This is a genomic window from Oleiagrimonas sp. (assembly GCF_027858935.1).
Lineage (GTDB): Bacteria > Pseudomonadota > Gammaproteobacteria > Xanthomonadales > Rhodanobacteraceae > Oleiagrimonas.
The window spans coordinates 1-22,238 of record NZ_JAQIBU010000166.1 but is presented as its reverse complement, the minus strand read 5'-3'; the positions used below and the strand labels follow the sequence as shown (position 1 = coordinate 22,238).

Here is a 22,238-nt window from a genome sequence, read left to right as displayed (position 1 = left end):
ATTCATGACTGAGCAAACAAAGTTTTGGGGTTATCGACGCGAGAACGGGCGGGTCGGAGTGCGCAACTATGTTGCAATACTTCCGGTCGATGACATCTCAAATGCCGCCTGCGAAGCAGTGGCGAACAACATCAAGGGTACAATCGCCCTAGCGCATTCCTACGGCCGTCTGCAGTTCGGTGAGGATCTAGATCTGCACTTCCGTACCATTATCGGTACCGGTGCCAATCCAAATGTGGCTGCATGCATTGTCATAGGTATCGAGCCTGGCTGGACGAAACGGATCGTTGACGGAATCGCCAAAACTGGAAAGCCTGTTGTTGGATTCTCCATCGAAGGTCATGGCGATCTAGAAACCATCATGAAGGCTTCGCGGCAGGCCAAGGAATTCGTGCACGCCACATCGGGCATGGTTCGTACTGAATGCGATGTATCCGAACTTTGGGTGGCGGCCAAGTGTGGTGAATCTGATACCACGACAGGGCTGGCTTCGTGTCCCACAGTCGGCAATATGTACGACAAGCTGATCAGCAAGGGCATCTACGGCGTGTTCGGCGAGACTTCGGAAATCACTGGTGCAGAGCACTTATGCAAGGCTCGAGCTGCTACACCGGAGATTGGCGAGAAATTCATGCGGGTGTGGAGCGCGTATCAGAACGACGTCATCGAACAACACAAGACCAACGACTTGTCGGAGAGCCAACCTACCCGAGGTAATATCGAGGGCGGTCTCACAACCATCGAGGAAAAGGCGCTCGGTAATTTGGAAAAAATCGGGAAGAAGTGCAGCTATCTGGATGTTCTCGAGCCGGCCGAAGCACCAGAGCGGGGTCCTGGCCTGTACTTCATGGATACATCATCCGCAGCGGCTGAGTGCGTGACCCTTATGGCTGCAGCAGGGTATGTCGTGCACTGCTTTCCTACGGGTCAGGGCAATGTTGTCGGCAATCCGATCATGCCGGTAATAAAGATCACAGGCAATCCACGTACCGTCCGATTGATGTCAGAGCACATCGATGTGGATGTGTCTGGAATAGTACGGCGCGAAATGTCGATAGACCAGGCCGGCGACAGCCTGATCAACTGCATCGTTGATACCGCCAACGGTCGCTTCACTGCCGCGGAGGCGCTTGGTCACCGCGAGTTCGTGATGACCAAGTTGTATCGCAGTGCTTGATAGTTCATCGGAAAGCTCCGAAGCTGCAGCCTCCGCATCGGTATGGCTTTCTATCTCTGAGGCAGAGCAGCGCGTCATTTCCGCGTTGATCACAAATCGTTGCAATGAAGCCAATGCGGCGGCCGTGGCGCATGCTTTGATAAGCGCGGAGATAGATGGCCAATACGGGCATGGTCTGTCACGTGTGCCCAGCTACTCAGCTCAGGCACGCGTGGGTAAGGTTGACGGATTCGCTACACCAGAGGTGGAGCAGGTAGCACCTGCCGCGGTACGGATCGACGCAGCGCATGGCTTCGCATTCCCCGCCTTGGATCTGGCAGTCGCAGCCCTTCCAGCATTGGCTCGCAGTGAAGGGATAGCGATCGCGGCTGTGCATCGCTCGCATCATTTCGGACAGGCGGGGCGAATAGTCGAGCAGCTCGCGGAAGCCGGCATGATGTCATTGATGTTCGGTAATTCTCCCAAGGCAATGGCATTCTGGGGAGGTAAGGAGCCGCGTCTGGGCACCAATCCGATCGCGTTTGCATGTCCGCTGCAGAAGGGTCCGCCACTGGTCATCGACCTTGCCTTGTCGACGGCTGCGCGGGGCAAGGTTGTAACAGCGTCAAAGCAAGGCAAATCCATACCCGAAGGATGGGCATTGGATAGCAGCGGGCAACCCACTACGGATCCGGAGGCCGGGCTGAAAGGCTCAATGTTGCCGATTGCCGGATCAAAAGGAGCTGCGCTGGCGTTAATCGTCGAGTTGCTTGCGGCTGGTATTGCTGGGTCGCACTTCGGTTGGGAGGCCTCCTCGGTACTGGATGACAAGGGTGCTGCACCGAATCTTGGTCAGATCATCATTGCAATCGACGCGCAGCATGTGTCTGGTGGAGCCTTTGCACAGCGGGCGGCCGCATTGTTGCAAGCATTTGGTGAGGAGCCTGGAGTGCGACTTCCCGGCACCTCGCGACTGGCGCGGCGCGCTGCTGCGTTTCGCGACGGTATCGAAGTTGCTCCAAATCTGTTGGCAGAAATCGACCAATTGGCGGCACGAACACTCTCCTCTAACCCGGATTCTAAGCATGGCTGATATTGTGATTAGCGAATTCATGGACGAAATGGTGATCAGTAAGGTCTTCGCCGATCACGATGTGCTGTACGACCCGACCCTGGTCGACCGAACCCATGAATTGCATGCAGCGTTGGCTGAGGCGCGAGCGGTAATCGTTCGTAACCGGACCCAAGTCCGTGCGTCGTTGCTGGAGGCTGCGCAAAAGCTCCGGGTAGTAGGACGGCTTGGTGTGGGGTTGGACAATATTGACGTCCCGGCATGCAAGGCTCGCGGCATAGCAGTGCATCCGGCAAAGAACGCGAATGATCAGGCGGTAGCTGAATATGTGGTCAGTTGCGCGTTGCAGTTGCTGCGTGGCGCCTACGCGGCTACAAACCAGTTGATAGCTGGTCAATGGCCACGCATGGAGTTGATTGGCCGTGAGCTGGCCGGCACCAGTATGGGACTGGTCGGCTTTGGAGCAATAGCGCAAGCAGTTGCTCTGCGGGTGCAGGCACTGGGCATGAACGTGCTGGCTTTTGATCCGTACCTACCGAAGGATCATGCTGCTTGGAAAAATGTGCAATCTGGCAGTCTCGAGGAAATCCTTCAAAAATCGGACGTGATCAGTCTGCATGTGCCGTTGACGAAAGAGACGCGACACATGATTGATGCGAAAGCGTTGGGCATGATGCGTGCGCGCGCCATTCTCATCAACGCGTCGCGCGGCGGCGTGGTGGACGAAAACGCGCTGGCAGCTTCGTTGCGCGAGGGTAGGCTGGCTGGCGCCGCGCTTGACGTGTTCGAACGGGAACCATTGGACGCCGAGACTGCATCTGTTTTCACCGGCCTCGAAAATCTGATACTGACCCCACACATCGCGGGTGTCACTGAACAATCGAACATCAGGGTAAGCGAAGTGACCGCACAGAACGTACTGAAATACCTGGACTGACCGTGGGCAATTGTGTGCTCGCGCTGGACCAAGGCACCACCAGCAGTCGAGCCATCGTGTTTGATGCAGATGCCACCATTGTCAGTGTCTTCCAGCAGGAGTTTGCCCAGATCTATCCGGCCCCTGCTCAGGTCGAGCACGACCCTTCGGCGATCTGGCAAAGCACCCTTGCTGTGGCCCGCAATGCATTGCAGGCAGCCGAGAGGAATGGCCATCGCGTAGTGGCCATAGGCATCACCAATCAGCGTGAAACCAGCTTGGTGTGGGATCGCCGCAACGGAAAACCGATACATAACGCGATCGTCTGGCAGGATCGGCGCACAGCTGCGACCTGTTCGACATTGGCCGATGCGGGGCACGGTGAACTGGTGAGTGCAAGGACCGGACTGCTCCTCGACCCGTATTTCTCGGCGACCAAGATCGGTTGGTTGCTTGACCACGTACCCGGAAGCAGGAAGCGAGCCGAGACGGGCGAACTGGCCTTCGGAACCGTGGACAGCTTTCTGCTCTGGAAGCTTACCGGTGGCCGCCGTCACCTTACGGATGCAACCAACGCCAGCCGGACCTGCTTGTTCGATATACACAGCCAGCAATGGGATCCAGATTTGCTGGCACTTTTCCGTATTCCTGATGGGCTATTGCCCGAGGTCAGGGATTGCGCGGATGAATACGGATTCACCGAACCGGAGTTGTTTGGTCGTGCTATTCCGATTCGTGGCATGGTCGGTGATCAGCAAGGTGCATTGCTCGGACAAGCATGTTTCGAAACCGGCAGCATAAAGAGCACTTACGGAACCGGTTGTTTTGTGGTCATGAATACCGGTTCAATGCCGGCACAATCGACGCATCGATTGCTCACAACTGTTGCCTGGCGCATCGATGGAAAGGTGAATTACGCGCTGGAGGGATCCATTTTCGTTGCCGGTGCTGCTGTGCAGTGGCTGCGCGACGGCATTGGATTGCTGGACAACGCGGAACAGAGCGAAGCGATGGCACGCAGCATCGACGATACAGACGGCGTATATCTTGTACCCGCCTTCACGGGGTTGGGGGCACCTCACTGGCGCGCTGATGCACGGGGTATTCTCAGCGGTCTGACCCGAGCAACGCAACGCGCACATATCGTTCGTGCGGCACTCGAAGCGACGGCTTATCAGACGTCAGATTTGCTCAGTGCAATGGCCGAAGATGGTATTTCTCCAAGGTCGTTGCGCGTTGACGGCGGCATGGTGCGTAATAACTGGCTTCTACAATTTCTAGCGGATATTGTTGATATTCCCGTTGATCGACCAAAGGTAATGGAGACCACAGCGCTTGGCGCTGCCTACTTGGCAGGCAGGCAGAGTGATCTATACGGTGATTTCGACAGTTTCGCTGCGTTGTGTCGTCGGGATGCCCGATTTGTTCCGGACATGGCTCAAGACCGTCGAAATCGTCTGCTTGATGGTTGGTATCGCGCGATAGCTCAGGTCTAAGCGTGGCCGGATCATTTTTGACGCCTTTCACGCACATCGAGTTGCGCCTTGCGAGCATTGCCACAGAGCAAAGCCATATCCGTACCGACAGCCACGAAACGGTAGCCAACCTCGAAAGCCCATGCAGCTTGCTCTGCATCACCCATAACAGTACCGCAGGCCAGTCCAACTGAATTGACACGCTGAGCACATTCAGCCATCAAGCTCCTCACATCGGGGTGTCCAGCATTTCCAAGGTGTCCCATGGACGCTGACAGGTCCCCCGGGCCCACAAAGATTGCGCCGACGCCAGACACTTGCGCGATCTTCTCGACGTTGGCGACTGCCTGCGTCGTTTCGACCTGCATGATCAAAAGCAGGTCATCGGAGGCCCGTGCTAGATAATCTTTGTCGGCCAGATAGTCTGACGCACGCGTCATCAGCGCATAACCGCGTTGTCCATTGGGCGGGTAGTGACAGAAAGCGACCAGTGCAGCTGCTTCAGTCGCATCCTGGACGAAAGGAAACATCAGTGTGTTCGCCCCCAAGTCCAGTGCGTGTTTGGTCGACGTCATACTGTGATCGGACATACGAACTGCGGCCAAGGTGTTTGCTGAACGACTTGCTTGCAGCAGTGGCAGCATGCCATGAATCGAGGTGGGCGAATGTTCGAGATCGAGCACCACATAATCGGCGCCGACGTGTCCCAGTGCCTCGACAATAGTTGGAGAGCCGGACATCGACCAGACGCCTTGCAGCGACTGACCTGCATCCAGTGCAGCCTTGAAACGGTTTCGTGTAGTCATGCGTTGACTCCTAGTAAATGTCGGGTTCGGGAGTGGGCTCAGCACCTGCGAGAAAGTCGAAGTCACATCCCTGCGGTGCTTGATTGACATGCGATACATGTAAGACGCCAAAACCCCGTTTATAGATCGTATCTGGCCGTTGCCATCGTTTTCGGCGTTCGGCGAGAGTGGCTTCATCGACCAGGAGCTCAAGCCGCCCGGCGAGAACATCCAATTCGATTTCGTCTCCATTCTCGACCAGCGCCAGGTTGCCGCCGATTGCAGCCTCCGGAGCCACATGCAGGATGCAGGTGCCGAAATGGGTACCGCTCATACGTGCGTCAGAAATGCGTACCATGTCGCGCACACCAGCGCGCAGCAATTTCTGGGGAATAGGCAGTCCGCCCCATTCGGGCATTCCAGCGCCGACTGGACCGGCGTTCTTCAGCACAAGGATGCTCTCGGCATTGACCTCCAGATTTGGATCATCGATACGTTCATGCATGTCCGCTGCGTTTTCGAACACCACGGCGCGGGCGCGATGTTGCAACAACGCATGCGTGGCTGCACACGGCTTGATAACGGCACCATGAGGGGCCAGGTTGCCCCGCAGCACCGCCAAAGCAGGCGTATCGGTCACCGGTCTGTCCAGTGGACGAATCACATCGTGATTCCAGACCTTGGCACCGTTGATGTTTTCCTTCAGGGTGTCGCCGGTAACACTGAGGGATCCGGTTTCGAGTAGGTCGCCCAGTTCACCAAACAGCGCGCGACTGCCGCCAGCAAAATACAGGTCTTCCATCAGATAGCGACCGGTAGGCATCAGATCGGCGATCAATGGCACTTTACCGGCCTGATCGGCGAAATTGTCCAGAGTAAGAGGTATGCCGGCCCGTCCGGCCATGGCTATCAGATGAATCACGGCATTGGTAGAGCCGCCAATCGCCAATTGCAAAGTGATTGCATTCATGAAATTGCTGGCGTTTAGCCAACGTTTGGGAGTCCAATCCTCCCATGCCATTGAAACTGCACGTTCTCCTGCGGCTCGCGCCATGCGCGGATGTGCCGAATCGACCGCGGGGATAGTAGCAGCGCCCGGAAGTGTCCATCCCAACACTTCGGCGAGTAATGCCATCGTGGAAGCGGTACCCATGGTGTTGCACGTACCGGAGGAGCGTACCGAAACCGATTCCAGTTCACGCCAGTCTTCTTCACTGATCTCGCCTGCACGCAATTGGTCCCAATAGGAGCGGGTGTGGGTACCGGTGCCAATCGATTCTCCGCGCCACCGCGTGCTCAGAGTAGCGCCGGCAGGCATGTACAACGCCGGTATGCCGGCACTGGTTGCACCCATGATGAGACCAGGTGTGGTCTTGTCGCAGCCGCCCATCAATACCACAGCGTCCAGGGGGTGACTGCGGATAAGCTCTTCGGTTTCCATAGCCAAAAGATTGCGATAGAGCATCGTGGTCGGCTTGACCATCACTTCTCCTAGCGAGAGCGCCGGAAGTTCAACCGGAAAGCCACCTGCCTCAAGTACGCCGTCCTTCACCGAACGCGCGCGACTTCTCAAGTGGGAGTGGCAGGTACTCAGATCACTCCATGTATTGATGATGCCAATGACCGGCTTGTCCGCGTAGTCCTCCCGTCGGACGCCGGTTTGATACATGCGCTGATGATGGGCAAATGCTCGCATGCCAGCCGTGCCGAACCACCTCTGGCTGCGGAGTTCATTGATTGATTTGCGAGAGCTGTTGGGCTTGTTCATCAGTTATATTGTTCCGGATTCTGCGAATCGACAGTGTGTGTGCAGCAACGCCACCTAGCGGATCACGCGTGTATGAAATGTCTGCATAGTCATATATATTACATCATATATAATATGTGGTTAAGAAGGAGGCGCGGTGATGAGCAACGCGGAAACTTCAGGCGAACAAGGTGGACATGGCGCCGTGAGGCTTGAACTGGATGCACAGGCCGCTCTTGGTGAGTGTCCGCGTTGGTCAGTAAGGGACCAGGTCTTGTACTGGGTCGACATCAGTGAGCAAACGCTGAATCGTTTCGATCCTGTTAGCGGTGACAACAGCAGTCGTGTCTTTGAAGAACCTGTAGCGTGTTTTTCCGAGCGAAGCAAAGGCGGGTTTGTACTGGCTATGAGGAACCGTTTTGCCTTGATTGATCATTTCGATGCCATGCCACGTTGGATTGGCGAGGGAGTAGTAGTGCCCGATGGCGGAAGATTCAATGATGGGCGTTGTGATCAGGTTGGGCGATTTCTGGCAGGCACGATTGATTTCAAAGGATCATCAGGGGCGCTGCACCGGATCAATGCGAAGGGTGTGATCGAGCGTCTTGCTGGAGATGTGCGTAGTGCTAACGGTCTGGCTTTTAGCCCGGATGGACGGACCATGTACTGGTCAGATACGCGCAACCTTATTGTGCGTTGCTGGGATTACGACTCAGAGAGCGGGGAAATCAGTCACACGCGCACGTTCACTGAGTTCAAGTCCAAAGGTGGTCGGCCGGATGGCGCCAGTGTCGATACGCAAGGCTGTTATTGGTCAGCACTTTATGATGGTGGCAGGGTAGTACGATTTGCTCCCGATGGAAAAGTCGTAGAGATGGTCACGATTCCGTCGATCAACGCCACCATGATCGCGTTCGGGGGGTCCGACATGCGCACAGCCTTTGTCACCACAGCTCGTCAGCAACTGAGTGACGAGCAACTTCGCAGTCATCCACATAGCGGTGGCATTTTCAGTTTTCGGGTACCCGTTCCTGGCATTCCCGAACCCTATTTCGCGGGGTAGTTTCATGTTGAAAAATCAGTATCCGTGCCTTTCCGGAAAGACTGCTTTTGTCACCGGCGGTGCTACTGGAATCGGTGCGTGTCTAGTCAGGCGACTTCTCGAGCAAAAGGCTAGGGTCGGGTTCATAGATCTGGACAATGAGTCCAGCGAAAAAATGGTGCGTGAGATGAAGGCGGCAGGACATGCCGCGCTTTGGACGCGTCAGGTGGATGTGCGCGACATAGACAGTCTGCAACAGGCCATACGCGATTTCACGGAAGACCACGAGGGACGACTCGACGTGCTGATCAACAACGCGGCCAATGACAGACGAATTGCATATGACAAGGTCACACCCACTTCTTGGGATGCAAGCCAGGAAGTGAACTTGCGTCCACATTTTTTCGCAATGCAGGCTGCGGCTCCTCTGATGCCTTCGGGTGCATCAATTATCAACATGGGATCTGTCAGTTGGCGACGCCGGCGTACCGGGTTTACGGGCTACACCACTGCAAAAGGAGGCATCCACGCGTTGACACGAACCATGGCACAGGAGCTGGGCCCGAAGGGGATACGCGTCAACTCGGTGGTACCCGGAGCGATCAAAACCGAGCGTCAGATGCGGATGTGGGTCGATGATCGACTTGAACAAAGTTTTATCGACGAACAGGCTTTGAAGTTCCGACTCGGTACGGATGATGTGGCCGCGATGGTCCTATTCCTCGTATCCGAAGACGCACGCGCTTGTACGGGTCAGGATTTCCTGGTGGATGGCGGCATCGTGTGAGTACAAACTAGCGACTCCAATAAGTTCATATAAACGGTTGGCCCGCTCATTTAGACCATGGGATAGATTGCTGTCAGGGGTGTTTGAGAGCTAGGAATAGTAAAGCGCAGACCATCCATCGAGTTGAATTGACGGGCGTCACGCGAGCCCTTCCACATAAGCAACGTGTCCCAGTCCGGCAGATCTCAGAAGGGACCGTTTGCGCTTGCTTCAAGCGGTTCAGCCTGGTGGAGATGGTGGTTCTGGGATCTAACCCAACATCCCGGCCCAGCGTGACAGGCTCGCCAGGCGGGTTGACCTCACTTCAGCATAGTTGTATAAGACATAAGACATCAGATAAAGATCACGTTAAGAAAGTTACGAACAAGTCATGGTGGAGGAGGGGGAGGCGCTACAACGTTTGCACTGTCAGGAAGTTCTACCTTAGCTATTCACACACCAAATTAGTTGCTGGTATGCGTATAAGTTCCTGACTCAAGCAAGCTCTGTCGTATACACCCCTAAGCTAGACAGAAAGCTAGTAGTCCATTGATTTTCGTGAGGAAAACGCCTATAGGCGATTCTCAAGACGGAACTAGGAGGGTGAAGATGAAAAATTATCGACCGTTGTACGTGTGCGTCATGGCATTGCTGTTTGGGGCAGTACCGTTAACCGTTGCGCAGGCAAAGTCATCAAAACAACAGGAATCACAAGGTGCAAAGTCTGCATCTTCCATGAAAAACAACAAGAAATCAGACAATAAGTCAAAAGAAAAAGCGAATTCTGCACAGCTGCAAGAAGTGGTGGTGACTGCAGAGCATCGGGTGCAAAATCTGCAGAAAGTTGCAGCATCAATAAATGTCGTTTCACAAGAACAGATTGAACAAGCGACGACACCCACTACGACATCATTGACTCAGTTTTCCCCAAGTTTGACGTTTAATGGCGGAACGACAAACTTAAATCAGTCATTCAGTATACGTGGTATAGGTACTGTTTCATTTAGTCGCGCGAGCGAACCAAGTGTGTCTACTGTTGTAGATGGGGTTGTATATGCCGCTTCAGGTATGGCTTTTACAAATCTGTTGAACATGAAGCGTGTTGAAGTACTGAATGGTCCGCAAGGAACACTATTTGGTATGAATTCATCGGCTGGTGCTATAAACATTGTTACAACAGATCCAACAAATCAAAGAACTGGATATGTCCAGGGCAGCGTATTCAACGATAATGAATATCGCGTAAGAGGTCTGTTTTCAGGACCTATTTCATCAACGCTTGACGGACAAGTTGCATATGAATACTGGAATTTTGATGGTAATTCACGTAACTTTTACAATGGAAAACTGAGCAACGGAACAAAACAAGGTGGCGTGAGATCCAAATTGATTTGGAGGCCAAATTCAAACTTGAAAGGAACGTTTATCGCCGATTGGTCTCGGACAAACGACAACTGCTGTGGGCAGTCTATTAACATAGTGCAAAACACACCATTTACCAGTTTGGTCCTTCGTCCTCAATTAGGCGCTGTTGTACCAAATTCAAAAAACAAGAATATCAATGAAGATACACTTCCGTTAACGCAAGATACAAACGAAGGTTTATCAGCTGAATTTGACTGGAGCATGCCCAGTGGATTCAAGTTCGTATCCATATCTGCAACACGCCGGTGGACGAATCTGGAACGTCGAGATGGTGATTTTTTACCCGGACCTCCGGGGCTACTGGAATCTTCCGTACCTTACGACTTCCGTATGGCCGATCATGGGCATATGTCACTTGATCAATATTCACAGGAATTTCGTATTGTTTCGCCAGATACTGGACGGTTCAAATATGTTGCCGGAATGTTTTTATTCCACACAATTGCACATGACAATTTCCGACGTCTGGATACTTTTTGTGTAGGATCTACATTGCCTGCATTACCAAATGGAACCATTCCATGCGCAATTGGAAAATCAACGTTTGTAAGCGGATCGGGTAAGGAATACGACAGAATAACCCACAACAATTATGCCCTTTATGGTCAAGGCACATATTCATTCACCGATCATATACGCGGCATATTAGGATTACGCTACACTTTCGACAAAGTTGGATATAACTTAAGTAGAAGTAGTCTTGGAGGGATGCCTGGATTGCAACCTAGCTTTAATAACAGTGATAGCGCAACTGATAATCATGTCACTGGTAAGATAGGTTTGAAGGGAGATTTAAGCGATAACAGTACGGCATATGTGACTTACAGCACGGGGTACAAAAGTCCTGCCTACAACGTTTTCTTCAATATGACATCGAACAATACGGCTCTGATATCAGCAGAAACATCAAAAGACTATGAAGCTGGTGTTAAGTCAGTGCTGTTTGATCGCCGTCTTCAGTTGAACACATCAATCTTTTACACCAAGTTCAATGGATTTCAGACAAACAACTTCATTAATGTCAACGGGACAATTATCACTAATCTTGTTAATGCCGGAACAGTTAGCACGAAGGGGTTGGAGATGGACTTCCGGGCTAGACCCATTCCAGGCATGAATCTTGCCGGTGGATTCGCTTATACAAATGCTAAAGTTGATAAATACAACTGTCCTGTGGGTGCTCCATTGACATGTGAATATCGAAACGGAAAACAGTTTGCAACGCCAAAATACAGATTTGTATTAAATGGTGATTATGAACTGCCATTGCCATCACTACCATTTGTATTAAGTCTTGATACAAATTACAACTGGCAGTCAGCTCAAACACCTATATCGCAAGCAGCTTATGCAACGCAGCCAGCATATGGGATTTGGAACATTGGCTTGAAAGCATCAGATGATACAGATACTTACTCTGTCAAACTCGAAGTGCAAAATGTTCTAAACACATTCTATGCAGATGTGCGTTTACCAAATTGCTCATTAACAGTAGTTAACGGTAATGTTGTCCCGTGTGCTTCTTACGTACGACAGCAAGTGCCCAGGAATGCAAGACGAATTGTAGGGCTGGTCGGCCGATACAATTTCTGAATGTGCACAACGCATCTCCCGGTTAACCGGGAGATGCTGTCTCTGGTAGTTTCTTGTAAATCTATGATTATTAATTAGTAACTTGGCAGATCAGCTTTATGAGCAGGTGAGTTAGTCATAATTATTAAACCGTGAATTTGTGCCTTACATATAAAAACTAGACTTTTTCTAAAATAATTAAAAATTTACAAAATTATTTTGTAAAAATTATAAATCAAATACATAATAAATATGTAATTAGCATACAATAATCAGAACAAATCTAGATACCCCAATATAGCGATAAAATATTTAATTATGATATGCCTTATTTAAAGTAAATATAGATTATCAATAAATTATTAAATTACAAACGAAAACAAGGCCTGTGCTATCAACTGATTTAGTGATTGATATAATTTAAATAACTGCCAGTCCTTTAAATTAATTCCTACATTATTGAATTGTCTTTACAGCACTGAAGATAAAAGAGGTTGTAGTTATTATCTTTTTCTACGAGATAAAAGACCAATGAAAAAAATTTTATTAATCCTGATTGTTTCTTTCGCATTTGGTCTTCTTGAAGCACCGGCTTGTGCGTATGCAAAAAATAGTAATAGTGATATAAAGCTTATTGTTAGAACTGAATATGGATCTGTAGAAGGGAAGTTGAAAGACAATACACGTGAATTTTTAGGTATACCTTATGCCAGACCACCTCTTGGTCGACTCCGTTGGAGACCGCCAGTGGCACCTATAAAATGGAATAATATACTCTTAGCTACCAAATATGCAGGAGGCTGTGCCCAAGGTGCTAATGGAATATTTTCTGATGCAACGACAAACGAAAACTGTTTATATCTTAATATATTTACACCATACAAATTGAAACATAAGAAAAAGCTTGCAGTAATGGTTTGGATTTACGGAGGCGGTTTGGCACACGGATCAAGTGATGGATACAACCCTTCAATGCTGGTACGCAATGGTAATGTCATCGTAGTTACTCTTAATTACAGAATGAATATTTTCGGTTTCCTGGCTCTTCCTGGCCTTGATAAAGAGGGCCACCGTTTTGGTAATTACGGACTAATGGATCAACAATTTGCTTTGAAATGGGTTAAACGAAATATTTCATCCTTTGGTGGGGACCCAAATAATGTCACAATATTCGGAGAGTCAGCTGGTGGGTTAAGCGTTTTAGCTAATATCATTTCACCTACTGCTAAAGGGCTATTTGAAGGGGCAATCGAGGAAAGCGGAAGTTATACATCCCTGACTACACCAGAAAGTTTAGATAAAGCAGAAATAAATGGTAAGAAATTTGCCAAAAAAGTAGGATGTGGATTTAAAAGTAATGATAAAACAATTTCTTGTCTTCGCCGTCTCCCCGTAAGAAAGATCCAGGCGTTGGGCGGTAAATATTCAAATGGACGCCCTAATCTTATAATCGACGGAACTGTATTAACGCGAACTCAAAAAGAAGCATTTGAAACTGGCGATTTCAATAAAGTTCCTATAATTATAGGAACTAATAAAGATGAAGTTACAAATTTTATCGGTCATGCGGAATATGTCAGTGGTTCACAGGTGACCAAGGCACAATTTGTTTCACGTATCAGGAAAACATATGGAAAATATGCGGTTGGCATATTTTCGCGGTATAAAATATCAAAATTTAAAAGGCCTGATTTAGCGCTTGCTGCTGTTGGTACAGATAGTATATTTGTCTGTCCTGGGTTGGAGAAGGCGAATTTAATAAGTAAATTTGTACCGACCTATTATTATGAATTTGCAGATGAAACGGCTCCCGTCTATCTGCATATGGCTCCAATACCCTATGGTGCATATCACTCAAGTGAGCTGCAATATCTTTTTTTTGAATTTCACGGTTCGCGTGGACGAATTCATATGTTGGATGCGAAACAAGAGGATTTATCTCGGGTCATGATAAGTTATTGGACAAATTTTGCGAAAAATCACGGTAATCCTAATTCTGGATATCAACCATACTGGCCTTTATTTATCCATAATAAATTCATGTCATTAAATAGTTCTAGGCCAGGGTCAAAAACTTTATTATTACTTAAAAACGAGCACCATTGTGGGTTTTGGGATTCACTTAAGCACTGAAGTCAATCATGGCGGCTTTACCTCAACTAAGTTCATAAATCTAAAAGAAATCTATTCCTTCATGACCTAGGGAAAATCTGATTTTGTTCCGCTTTCGAACTTCGACCGTACCCGCAAATCGTACCCCATGCCCAATCAACGGAGCCTGCCCACGCAAGCCGAAGGCGGTTTCAAGACGGACCGCAAAACAAAGCGCCGAGACGTCTTCCTGCCCTACGGATGGTCTGATCAACCGTCGTTCGTGGCAGCATCCATCATATTCGTGTTCGCTCTTCGCTCGGCGACCGATAAACACCGCATCAGTGGGTGATGTTTCACCCTAATTTGCCGCGTTTAAGCGCGGCAGCGCGCTTGGCGGGCGCACTTACCCTGTCTTGGCCAGCAGGTGCTGGCGGGCCATCCACAAGTTACTCAGCGCGAAGAGCGTCAGCACCTGCGCGCCGTTTTTGGTCAAGCCGCGATAGCGCGCCTTCACATGACCGAATTGCCGCTTGACCACCCGGAACGGATGCTCAACCGCGGCGCGGATGGATGCCTTGATGTGTTCGATCTTCTCGGTCAGAGTCCGCAACGTCTCATCCTCGATCGCCTTGACCTTGCTGCGCTTGGCCGCGATATGCCACTTCCGCCTGCGCTTGGCTGGCGCGTATTTTTCGGCACCCGTGTAACCGGCGTCACCAAACACGACCTTCTCTTTGCCGTGCAGTAGATCGCCCACCTGGGTGACATCGCTCACGTTCGCCGCCGTCGTCACCACGCTGTGGACCAAGCCAGTGGCCTCGTCCACGCCGATGTGCGCCTTCATACCGAAGTACCACTGATTACCTTTCTTCGTCTGATGCATCTCCGGATCACGCGCCTTGTCCCGATTCTTCGTCGACGACGGCGCACCAAGAATTGTTGCGTCCACGATGGTGCCCTGCGAGAGCTTCAACCCTTTGTCGTGCAGATGCCGATTCACCGTCTTGAACAGCTCCTTGGCCAGCCCGTGCTTCTCCAGCAGGTGGCGGAACTTGCATACCGTCGTCTCATCCGGCGCCGGCTCACGCCCCAGATCAATCCTCACAAACCGCCGCATCGACGCCGAGTCGTACAGCGCTTCCTCCACCGCCTGATCGCTCAGCGCATACCACTGCTGCAGAAAGTGGATGCGCAACATGCGCTCCAGACCCACCGGGCGGCGACCGCCTTCGGCACGTGCCTTCGGATAGAACGGTTCAATCACCGCGCATAGCTCGGACCACGGCACCACCTTGTCCATCTCGGCCAAAAACACATCGCGCCGCGTCGGCTTGCGATGGGTCTCGAATCCACCATCAGCCTCGGTGGCCAAGGTCAGCTGCTCGGGCATCTTCTACACTCTGTCGGAAGGGGCTTCGCTTCGACCGCGGGGCAAAATCAGAGTTTCCCTAGGGTCAGCTATTCTGTGAGGGATTACCAGTATTCGTGCAGTTTGCTAGAGCTTGGATACACATGAAATTCTGAGCAAGTTCCCGTATTTGATTTCATGTCAGCAATACCTCGACCCCGCATCGGAAGATTCTTGTCGCTCCTGACAGTAGCGTTATAGATTTGCAACTATCGGCTCGATTGAATGCATTCGGTAAAGCCTCCATCGGTTCCAGTGCAATTGAACGCCGTACACCGTGTTCAAGATTGTCTCCAGTGAATACCATCATCACGCCACTCTGTTGCCAGACGTTCAGTGCGCGCCGACCGGTAGGATCTTCTATGCGCGTACGTATGAGACCATCCACATCAGGCTTCAGGTTAGCGTAAGCGACGTCAAGTACGGTTTTGGAGATATCTTTTGTATTTCGAAAATCGAAAGTAGGATCAAGATCCACTCTTGCATAAGCATTGCTTCCCATTAGAGGAATACGAAAATCATCACAAACAATACGGTTATTTGCAGGAACTCGAAGACTCCATTGATCGATGCCACTGTCATCCAGTTTGAAGTAAGGATGCCAGCCAGCGAAACAAGGAGCAGATTGATCTCCATGGTTGTGCATCTCAATTTCAAGATCCAAGCCGAGATCATGCAATGTGTAGGTAACACGAATGCCTACGGAAAACGGATAACCATGGAACAGTTCAGGATGAATATTTTTGCAAGCGAAAGTCGCAGAAATATTGGAAATATTCTGTTGTACTGAAAGGATTTCAAAGTCAGCATCACGGACAAATCCGTGTCGAATTGAACGTTCCTCACGGTTAGCGCTTTGAACCAGGTTGTACTTCGAGCCATTAAAAATGTATTCAGCATCGCCGATACGATTTGCAAAAGGGAACATAATTGCAAAACGCGAGCCCGTAAAGGCTAATAGTTCGGATTCGTCGCGATACCCATCAGCGATATCGATCATGTCACGATGATCAAAAATCTTGTAACTGAGAAGAGTGGCACCTCTTTTCGCTATGCGTACCATCGTACCGGTAACAAGATTTTCCAGCACGAGCACTGGCTGTGAACCAAGATATTCGTTTCTTGAGGTGTAACGGATCATGTATTCCACTGCGCAACGGTAGGAGAGAATGGAAATTTCTATTCTTTTCCATCCTATCGAAGAGACTCAGACGAATTTTGGCATTAGTTCAGAAAAACTTTATCAGCAAGAACATTCATGTGTAATATTGGATTCAAGTTCAGTCACATAACTCCATTTGAGGATATGTGTGGGTTTCCTGATAACGATGCGATCTATCGAATTGTTTAAAATTAATAATTAATATATATATGGATGTTGTATTGAAGTGATGTTTGGTTAAATTCAAATGCACAACCTTATTTAATTAAACTTAATTTTTAAAAATTAGACTTAAAGAAGTGGTTTATTAAGTAGAAATTTCTCTGCGCGTAAATGGTTTCGATCTTATATTAAAATGCAACGATGCCTTATCGAAAAGCAGACTATACATGTTGAACCATCGCTTAAGGCATTAAAATTTATATGGATGAGTTATATTAAATAGTGTGCGCTGTTACCTGCTTATAATAGTCCTGCAAGAGTAAGTCTTGATCGGATACCGCAGAGATGCACCATCTATGCATACTTCGGACCTTTACAGTATTCAGGGGCCACTTGCGGTGGCATTTTATTGCTTTTTTTGTCCACCAATCGGCAGGGCAGCTTGTATCATAGGTTTATACGAATGGATTAATGCCCAGAGTCCTCTGACTGTATCGAGTCGTCTGCAGTTGCCTTGCGTTGCAAAGGAGCTTGTGTAGCATGTTGCGCGGCCCAGTCGAGCCATTCGCTGAGCACGATCAGGGTCCACAGGGCCCGCGCGTGGTCGCTCTTGCGGGCACGGTGATCGCGCAGAAGCTCCAGGGCACCCTGGGTCGAGATTCCGGCATCTTCCAGCGCATGGCTGGACAGTCGGTCTTGGGCCCAGTCATGCAGCGGTTCGCGCAGCCAGCTGGCCAACGGTACGGATAGTCCACGCTTGCGCCGGTGGACCACCGAGCGGGGCAGGTACTGCAACGCGTAGCGTTTCAGGAAGACCTTGGTGGTGAGTCCGTGGACACGGGCGCGTTCGGGCAGCCGCGAGGCGAAATCGATCACCGTGTGGTCCAGGAAGGGCGCACGAATCTCCAGTGCGTGGCGCATGCCGCCGCGGTCCGCCTTGGCCATCAGTGCCTCTGGCAGGGCGTTGCGGAAATCGAAACGCTGGACTTCGTCCAACAGCGCCATGCCCGGATGCGAGGGTGGATCCAGCTGAACATCGATGCCCAGGCGGTGCAGCACTTCCGGCTGGATGTTGGCCGTCCATGACATGTGGCGTGCAAGGCCGGGCAGGGTCAGGCCCTGCATGAAGCGCTTGAGCAGAAATGAGACCGTGACTTTCTTGTCACTGACCGGAAGGCGTTCAACGCCTTGGCGCAAGGCCGAGCGGATGGAAGCAGGCAGGCGCATGTATCGATCGGCGAAGCGTGCCCCGAGATAGGTCGGATACCCGCCGAAAAGTTCGTCGGCGCCTTCCCCGGCGAGTACCACGCGTACGTCCTGTGCCGCGCGTTGCGCGACCACGGAAAGCGGGATCCAGGCCGGATCGGCAAGCGGTTCGCCGGTGGCGGCGATCAGATCACGCAGGGTTTCGGGGAAGTCCTTTGAGGTGACGGTCACCGGCACGTAGTCGCAGTCGAGCATCTGTGCCACCCGCGAGGCGACATCCCCCTCGTCGAAGGAAGTTTCCTGGAAGCGGATGCCGTAGGTGGTCAGCGGACGGTCCGGACGCACGCTGCGCGCCACGGCCGTGATCAGTGAGGAGTCGACGCCGCCACTGAGCAGCACGCCGTGCTCGACATCCATGTCGCTCTGCCGATACACCGCGTCGCGAAAGACTTTGTCGAAGTCGCGGGGCGTGGAACGAACAGTTTTTGTCTTGCCGATCGGGCAGTTCCAGTATCTGGTGCGCGTGAGTCCCTGCTTGTCGAAAGTGACGATTTCGCCGGGACGGACTTTCGCGTGATCCTTGAGCGGCAGTTCCGGCGCCGGGAAATAGCCTGCGCGGAGATACTGTCGGATCGCTTCCGGTGCCAGTTCCAGCGGACCGGCACGTCCGGCGACCAGGGCAGACAATTCGGAGGCGAAGTGGAGCGTGTTGCCGCGTTTGGCGTACAGCAGATGACGTTCGCCGACCCGGTCGCGGGTAAGCAGAAGCGATTGCTTGCGAGGATCCCAGATGGCGATGGCAAATACGCCTTCCAGTTTCTCCACGAAACCAGACCCGAGTTCAAGGTAGAGCGCCGGGATTACCGCAACATCGGTGGTGCGGGCGATGTTGTGGCCGCGTTGTTCGAGCCAGGCGCGAAGCTCGCGATGATTGTCGATCTCGCCATTGCAGGCGACGATGATGCCGGCATCGTTCTCGAGCAACGGCGGCTGGTGGTCCTGAACGCTGCGGATGGCCAGCCGATTGGCGCCGATCGCCGCGTTACGGCGCGACAGCATGGCCTCGCCGTGCGGCCCACGATGGGTCATCGCCGCCAGCATGGTGCGAGTACTTTCACGCAGGTCCCGGACTTCGGTCTGGCCGTCCAGGGCGAGGGCGCCGCATATTCCGCACATAGATCGCTGAGTTCCGGTCGGGGTGGGGGCTCGGGTTCGGCCAGGTCAATGCCTGACCAGAACCAGGGTCTGGTGGCGCCAGGCGCCGACAACAGTTCGGGTCACGTGGCCCGGGCAACGATCCATGATGGTGGCCACTTGCGCGGGATCAATCCTGGGGGCGATCAGGAAAAGCGAGTTCGCTTCCCGGTCCAGTTCCTTGCACACGCGTGCGGCGCGGTCCTGGGCATGCCAGGCGATGCCGTAGACGGGACGATGCGTATAGATGCGCATGCCCCACGGCGTGCTCTCCTCGACTGCGGTATGTGAGGTCTTGTCGAGGATGAACACCAGCGCGTCGTACGATGCGCCTCCCGTGGTCTGTTCGAGCTCTTGCGCGCGTTTGAGGTTGTCCACCTTCGGGTGCACGGCGTAGGCCGCCACGGCTTTCAGGGTCAGCAGTACCAGGATCCATGCCGCCAGCGCCAGCCGTTGTCTGTTGCGCGTCAGGTCGACGCGACTGCGCAGGTCCAGCGCAAGCATCAGCGACAACGGAAGAAACAACGGCAGCAAATACATCGGCAGACGCGATCGCGACAGGCAGAACACGACCAGCGGTATCGCGAACCACAGCAACAGGAACAAGGGGGCGGTGGCCTGTCCCCACCACTGGCGCCAGCACGCTGCGTGGACGGCCTTGCGGATGCCGCGTCCCATGGCGGGCCACCACGGAAGGGTGCCCAGGCTCAGTACGGGCAGATACACCACAATCCAGCCATACCATTGGCTGTGCCGGCCCTGCGCACCAGTGAAGAGGCGGTCGTAGACCTCGTAGTGCAGGTAGTAATGCAGCAGGCCCGGGGTACGCATCACGACGATCGCATACCAGCTGAAACCGGCCACCAGGAACAGCAGCAGGCCGGTGGGCGTGAACAGCCGCCCAAGACCAGGCCAGCCGTCACGGCGCAGCACGAATGGCGCCATGCCAAGCAAGGGGAGCAGTCCCGGGGGGCCCTTGGTCAGGAAGGCCAATCCGAAGCCCAGCCACATCAGCCACAGGCCATTGCGCCCGGTAGCCGTGCGGGGCCCGAAGTGTGAACGAACGAATCCCAGGGCCGCCAGGGCCTCGAACAAGGTCAGCAGGACATCGGTGCTGACCACGTTGGCCCCCATGAAGGGGACCAGCGAACAGGCATAGATCAGGCTCGGCAGCCATGGTGCGTCGGGAACCAGCCGACCTCCCATGGCAAACAGCAGCAGGCCGGTCAGCACAAAGGCGAGTGCATACGGGGCGCGCACAGCCCATGCGTTGCGGCCAAACAGGTCCATGGATCCGGCGATGACCCAGGTGGTCATCGGCGGTTTGGTGATGTTGATGCGATCGGGGCTGAAGGCCGGCATCAGGTAGTTGCCGGAGTCAAGCATCTGAGCGGCGTTGCCGCTGTAGCGCCCTTCGTCCGTACTCCAGAGGGAGCGGCTGCCCTGGAAGGCATAGCCGAGCAGCAGCAGCAGGGCGATCAGTCCGATCAGTACCTTGCGCGAGGACGCGGCGTGGTCTGTTCCACTGCTGCCTTGCCTTGAAGCGGTCTCGGGCTTGACGGTCTCCTGAGGTTGCACGCTCATCGTCAGGCCTTCACTTGTCGCTTGATCCGCGGCGCAGCATGTAGAGGTTGCGTATGAAAATCATCAGGGTGATGAATTCACCCACGATGAATACCAACTCGCGCTTGTGGATGGCATAGCACAGCAGGACCAAGCCGCCGGCAATGCTGAAATACCAGAATGCGGGTGGAATCACGCTGCGTCCCTGGGATTCGCTGTACAGCCACTGCACCAGGAAGCGCAGGCCGAACAGTGCCTGGCCGGAAAAGCCGACGGTGAGCCAGATGGTCTGTTCGCTAAACGTCATGAAAGAAACCGTTGTTGTAGTATGCCCACCCAGGGCAGGTGCCACGCCTGCCCTGGTGAATTGGAACGCATGGATGCGCCCGCGTCACCCCGCAGAGACCGCAGGTCTGGTGCTGCCTGTTCCCCTTTCCATGCGGGACGGACCGGAACAGTACCACCACGGGACGATCCGCCCCACTGTTTTGCTGCATTTACGAGGCTTGGTTCATGGGAATTTCCGGTGTGGTCTGGATCGTCATCGGCTTCATCGGTCAGGCCATCTTCGCGGCCCGCTTCCTGGTGCAGTGGCTGTACAGCGAATACCGCAAGCGCAGCACATTCCCGATGCTGTTCTGGTATGCCAGCATCATTGGCGGCACCATCCTGCTGTGCTACGCCATCCACAAGCGTGATCCGGTGTTCATCCTGGGCCAGGCCGGCGGCCTGGTGGTGTACGTGAGAAACCTGCAGTGGCGTCTTCGCGAGCGCCGCGATGCCTCTCGCTCGGACACCTGACGGCCAACCCAAGGCCCGGGCTGTCAGGTGGAAATGATCGACTCTGGTGCCTCTGCCTCTGCCTCTGATCGCGATCCGGTCAACGCACGCCAGAAGCGCTGCAACCCTGCCCATTGCTGTCCCAGGAAGCCCTTTTGGTTGTCGGCGTCGATCTGAGGGTCCTCGACACCGCATGGGTGTAATGGCTCATTGTAGAGGGCGGTACCAAACATGATGTCCCAGAGCGGAAACACCAGCGCGAAATTGCAGTTGTGCAGGTGCGGGCGTTCAGGATCGATGAGCATATGGTGGTGGCGGTGATAGACGGGATCCACTAGTAGCTTGTCGAACACGCGGCCGAAGCGGATGCGCACGTTGGCATGCGAGAAGTTCTCCACCAGGGCACCGATCAGGATCAGCAGGGCGTAATCGATCGGCTGCACACCCACAAGGAAGGATACGCAGGTGATGGTCAGCACCTCGAACAGGTCATCCAGGTAGTGGTCGCGGTCGTTGGACCAGCAATTGAGCTGTCGCTGGCTATGGTGCAGGCTGTGCAGCGCCCACCACCACGGCACGGCATGCTGCAAGCGGTGGATCAGGTAGTAGACCAGGTCGAAGACGGCAAAATAGACCAGGAACTGCAGCACGTCATGGCCCTGGAACCACGGCACCAGTTGCTGCAGCGAGAGCAGCGAATCCGGCCCGCTGCC

17 protein-coding genes are annotated in these 22,238 nt (G+C 52.9%); 9 read left to right on the top strand and 8 right to left on the bottom strand.

Features of this window, described 5'->3' with window-relative positions; translation table 11 throughout:
* The first annotated feature begins 4 nt into the window (after positions 1-4).
* The 4 genes from PF446_RS06070 to glpK are packed head-to-tail and all read left to right on the top strand — an operon-like array spanning position 5 to position 4,640.
* On the top strand, positions 5-1,177 hold the full coding sequence (locus PF446_RS06070; protein ID WP_298070346.1) for a UxaA family hydrolase: 1,173 nt from the start codon (positions 5-7) through the stop codon (positions 1,175-1,177).
* Positions 1,170-2,249 (top strand): Ldh family oxidoreductase, encoded by a 1,080-nt coding sequence (locus PF446_RS06065; protein WP_298070345.1) that lies wholly within the window; start codon positions 1,170-1,172, stop codon positions 2,247-2,249. The genes PF446_RS06070 and PF446_RS06065 overlap by 8 nt, the downstream gene beginning before the upstream one ends.
* On the top strand, positions 2,242-3,165 hold the full coding sequence (locus tag PF446_RS06060) for a hydroxyacid dehydrogenase (protein WP_298070344.1): 924 nt from the start codon (positions 2,242-2,244) through the stop codon (positions 3,163-3,165). The genes PF446_RS06065 and PF446_RS06060 overlap by 8 nt, the downstream gene beginning before the upstream one ends.
* A 2-nt stretch (positions 3,166-3,167) precedes the next feature.
* Positions 3,168-4,640 carry a glycerol kinase GlpK gene (glpK, locus tag PF446_RS06055; protein ID WP_298070343.1) on the top strand — a complete coding sequence of 491 codons (1,473 nt, stop codon included), beginning with the start codon at positions 3,168-3,170 and terminating at the stop codon, positions 4,638-4,640.
* A gap of 11 nt (positions 4,641-4,651) precedes the next feature.
* Here glpK and PF446_RS06050 read toward each other — a convergent pair whose 3' ends face one another.
* The gene (locus PF446_RS06050; RefSeq protein WP_298070342.1) at positions 4,652-5,425 is read right to left on the bottom strand and encodes an aldolase/citrate lyase family protein; all 774 of its coding nucleotides are present in this window, start codon (positions 5,423-5,425) and stop codon (positions 4,652-4,654) included.
* A 10-nt stretch (positions 5,426-5,435) separates the two neighbouring features.
* A complete protein-coding gene (locus tag PF446_RS06045; protein ID WP_298070341.1) occupies positions 5,436-7,172 on the bottom strand; it encodes an IlvD/Edd family dehydratase in 1,737 nt (578 codons plus the stop codon).
* Positions 7,173-7,311: 139 nt separating this feature from the next.
* Between PF446_RS06045 and PF446_RS06040 the strand changes: the two genes are divergently transcribed.
* The 4 genes from PF446_RS06040 (at position 7,312) to PF446_RS06025 (ending at position 14,089) form a co-directional block, all read left to right on the top strand.
* Positions 7,312-8,214, top strand: a complete 903-nt coding sequence (locus tag PF446_RS06040) for an SMP-30/gluconolactonase/LRE family protein (RefSeq protein ID WP_298070340.1) — start codon at positions 7,312-7,314, stop codon at positions 8,212-8,214.
* A 4-nt stretch (positions 8,215-8,218) separates the two neighbouring features.
* Positions 8,219-8,980 (top strand): SDR family oxidoreductase, encoded by a 762-nt coding sequence (locus PF446_RS06035; RefSeq protein ID WP_298070339.1) that lies wholly within the window; start codon positions 8,219-8,221, stop codon positions 8,978-8,980.
* Positions 8,981-9,568: 588 nt separating this feature from the next.
* The gene (locus PF446_RS06030) at positions 9,569-11,977 is read left to right on the top strand and encodes a TonB-dependent receptor (RefSeq protein ID WP_298070338.1); all 2,409 of its coding nucleotides are present in this window, start codon (positions 9,569-9,571) and stop codon (positions 11,975-11,977) included.
* Positions 11,978-12,487: 510 nt separating this feature from the next.
* A complete protein-coding gene (locus tag PF446_RS06025; RefSeq protein WP_298070337.1) occupies positions 12,488-14,089 on the top strand; it encodes a carboxylesterase/lipase family protein in 1,602 nt (533 codons plus the stop codon).
* A 364-nt stretch (positions 14,090-14,453) separates the two neighbouring features.
* Here the strand turns inward: PF446_RS06025 and PF446_RS06020 are convergent, their stop codons facing one another.
* The 5 genes from PF446_RS06020 to PF446_RS06000 all read right to left on the bottom strand — a co-directional run bounded on the left by PF446_RS06020 (position 14,454) and on the right by PF446_RS06000 (position 21,052).
* On the bottom strand, positions 14,454-15,440 hold the full coding sequence (locus PF446_RS06020) for an IS5 family transposase (protein ID WP_298070336.1): 987 nt from the start codon (positions 15,438-15,440) through the stop codon (positions 14,454-14,456).
* Positions 15,441-15,594: 154 nt separating this feature from the next.
* Positions 15,595-16,599 (bottom strand): aldose epimerase, encoded by a 1,005-nt coding sequence (locus tag PF446_RS06015; RefSeq protein WP_298070335.1) that lies wholly within the window; start codon positions 16,597-16,599, stop codon positions 15,595-15,597.
* Positions 16,600-17,250: 651 nt separating this feature from the next.
* On the bottom strand, positions 17,251-19,164 hold the full coding sequence (asnB, locus tag PF446_RS06010) for an asparagine synthase (glutamine-hydrolyzing) (RefSeq protein ID WP_298070334.1): 1,914 nt from the start codon (positions 19,162-19,164) through the stop codon (positions 17,251-17,253).
* A 45-nt stretch (positions 19,165-19,209) separates the two neighbouring features.
* Positions 19,210-20,766, bottom strand: coding sequence for a glycosyltransferase family 39 protein (locus tag PF446_RS06005; protein WP_298070333.1), 1,557 nt, complete (start codon positions 20,764-20,766; stop codon positions 19,210-19,212).
* A 10-nt stretch (positions 20,767-20,776) separates the two neighbouring features.
* Complete coding sequence (locus PF446_RS06000; RefSeq protein WP_298070332.1) at positions 20,777-21,052, bottom strand: lipid-A-disaccharide synthase N-terminal domain-containing protein; 276 nt, start codon at positions 21,050-21,052, stop codon at positions 20,777-20,779.
* A 206-nt stretch (positions 21,053-21,258) separates the two neighbouring features.
* Here PF446_RS06000 and PF446_RS05995 point away from each other — a divergent pair, with 206 nt between their 5' ends.
* Positions 21,259-21,546: a lipid-A-disaccharide synthase N-terminal domain-containing protein gene (locus tag PF446_RS05995; RefSeq protein WP_298070331.1), complete on the top strand. Its 288-nt coding sequence runs from the start codon at positions 21,259-21,261 to the stop codon at positions 21,544-21,546.
* A 23-nt stretch (positions 21,547-21,569) separates the two neighbouring features.
* On the opposite strand, the gene PF446_RS05990 is transcribed toward PF446_RS05995, so the two are convergent.
* Positions 21,570-22,238: sterol desaturase family protein (locus PF446_RS05990; RefSeq protein WP_298070330.1), on the bottom strand; the 669-nt coding region annotated here is incomplete at its 5' end.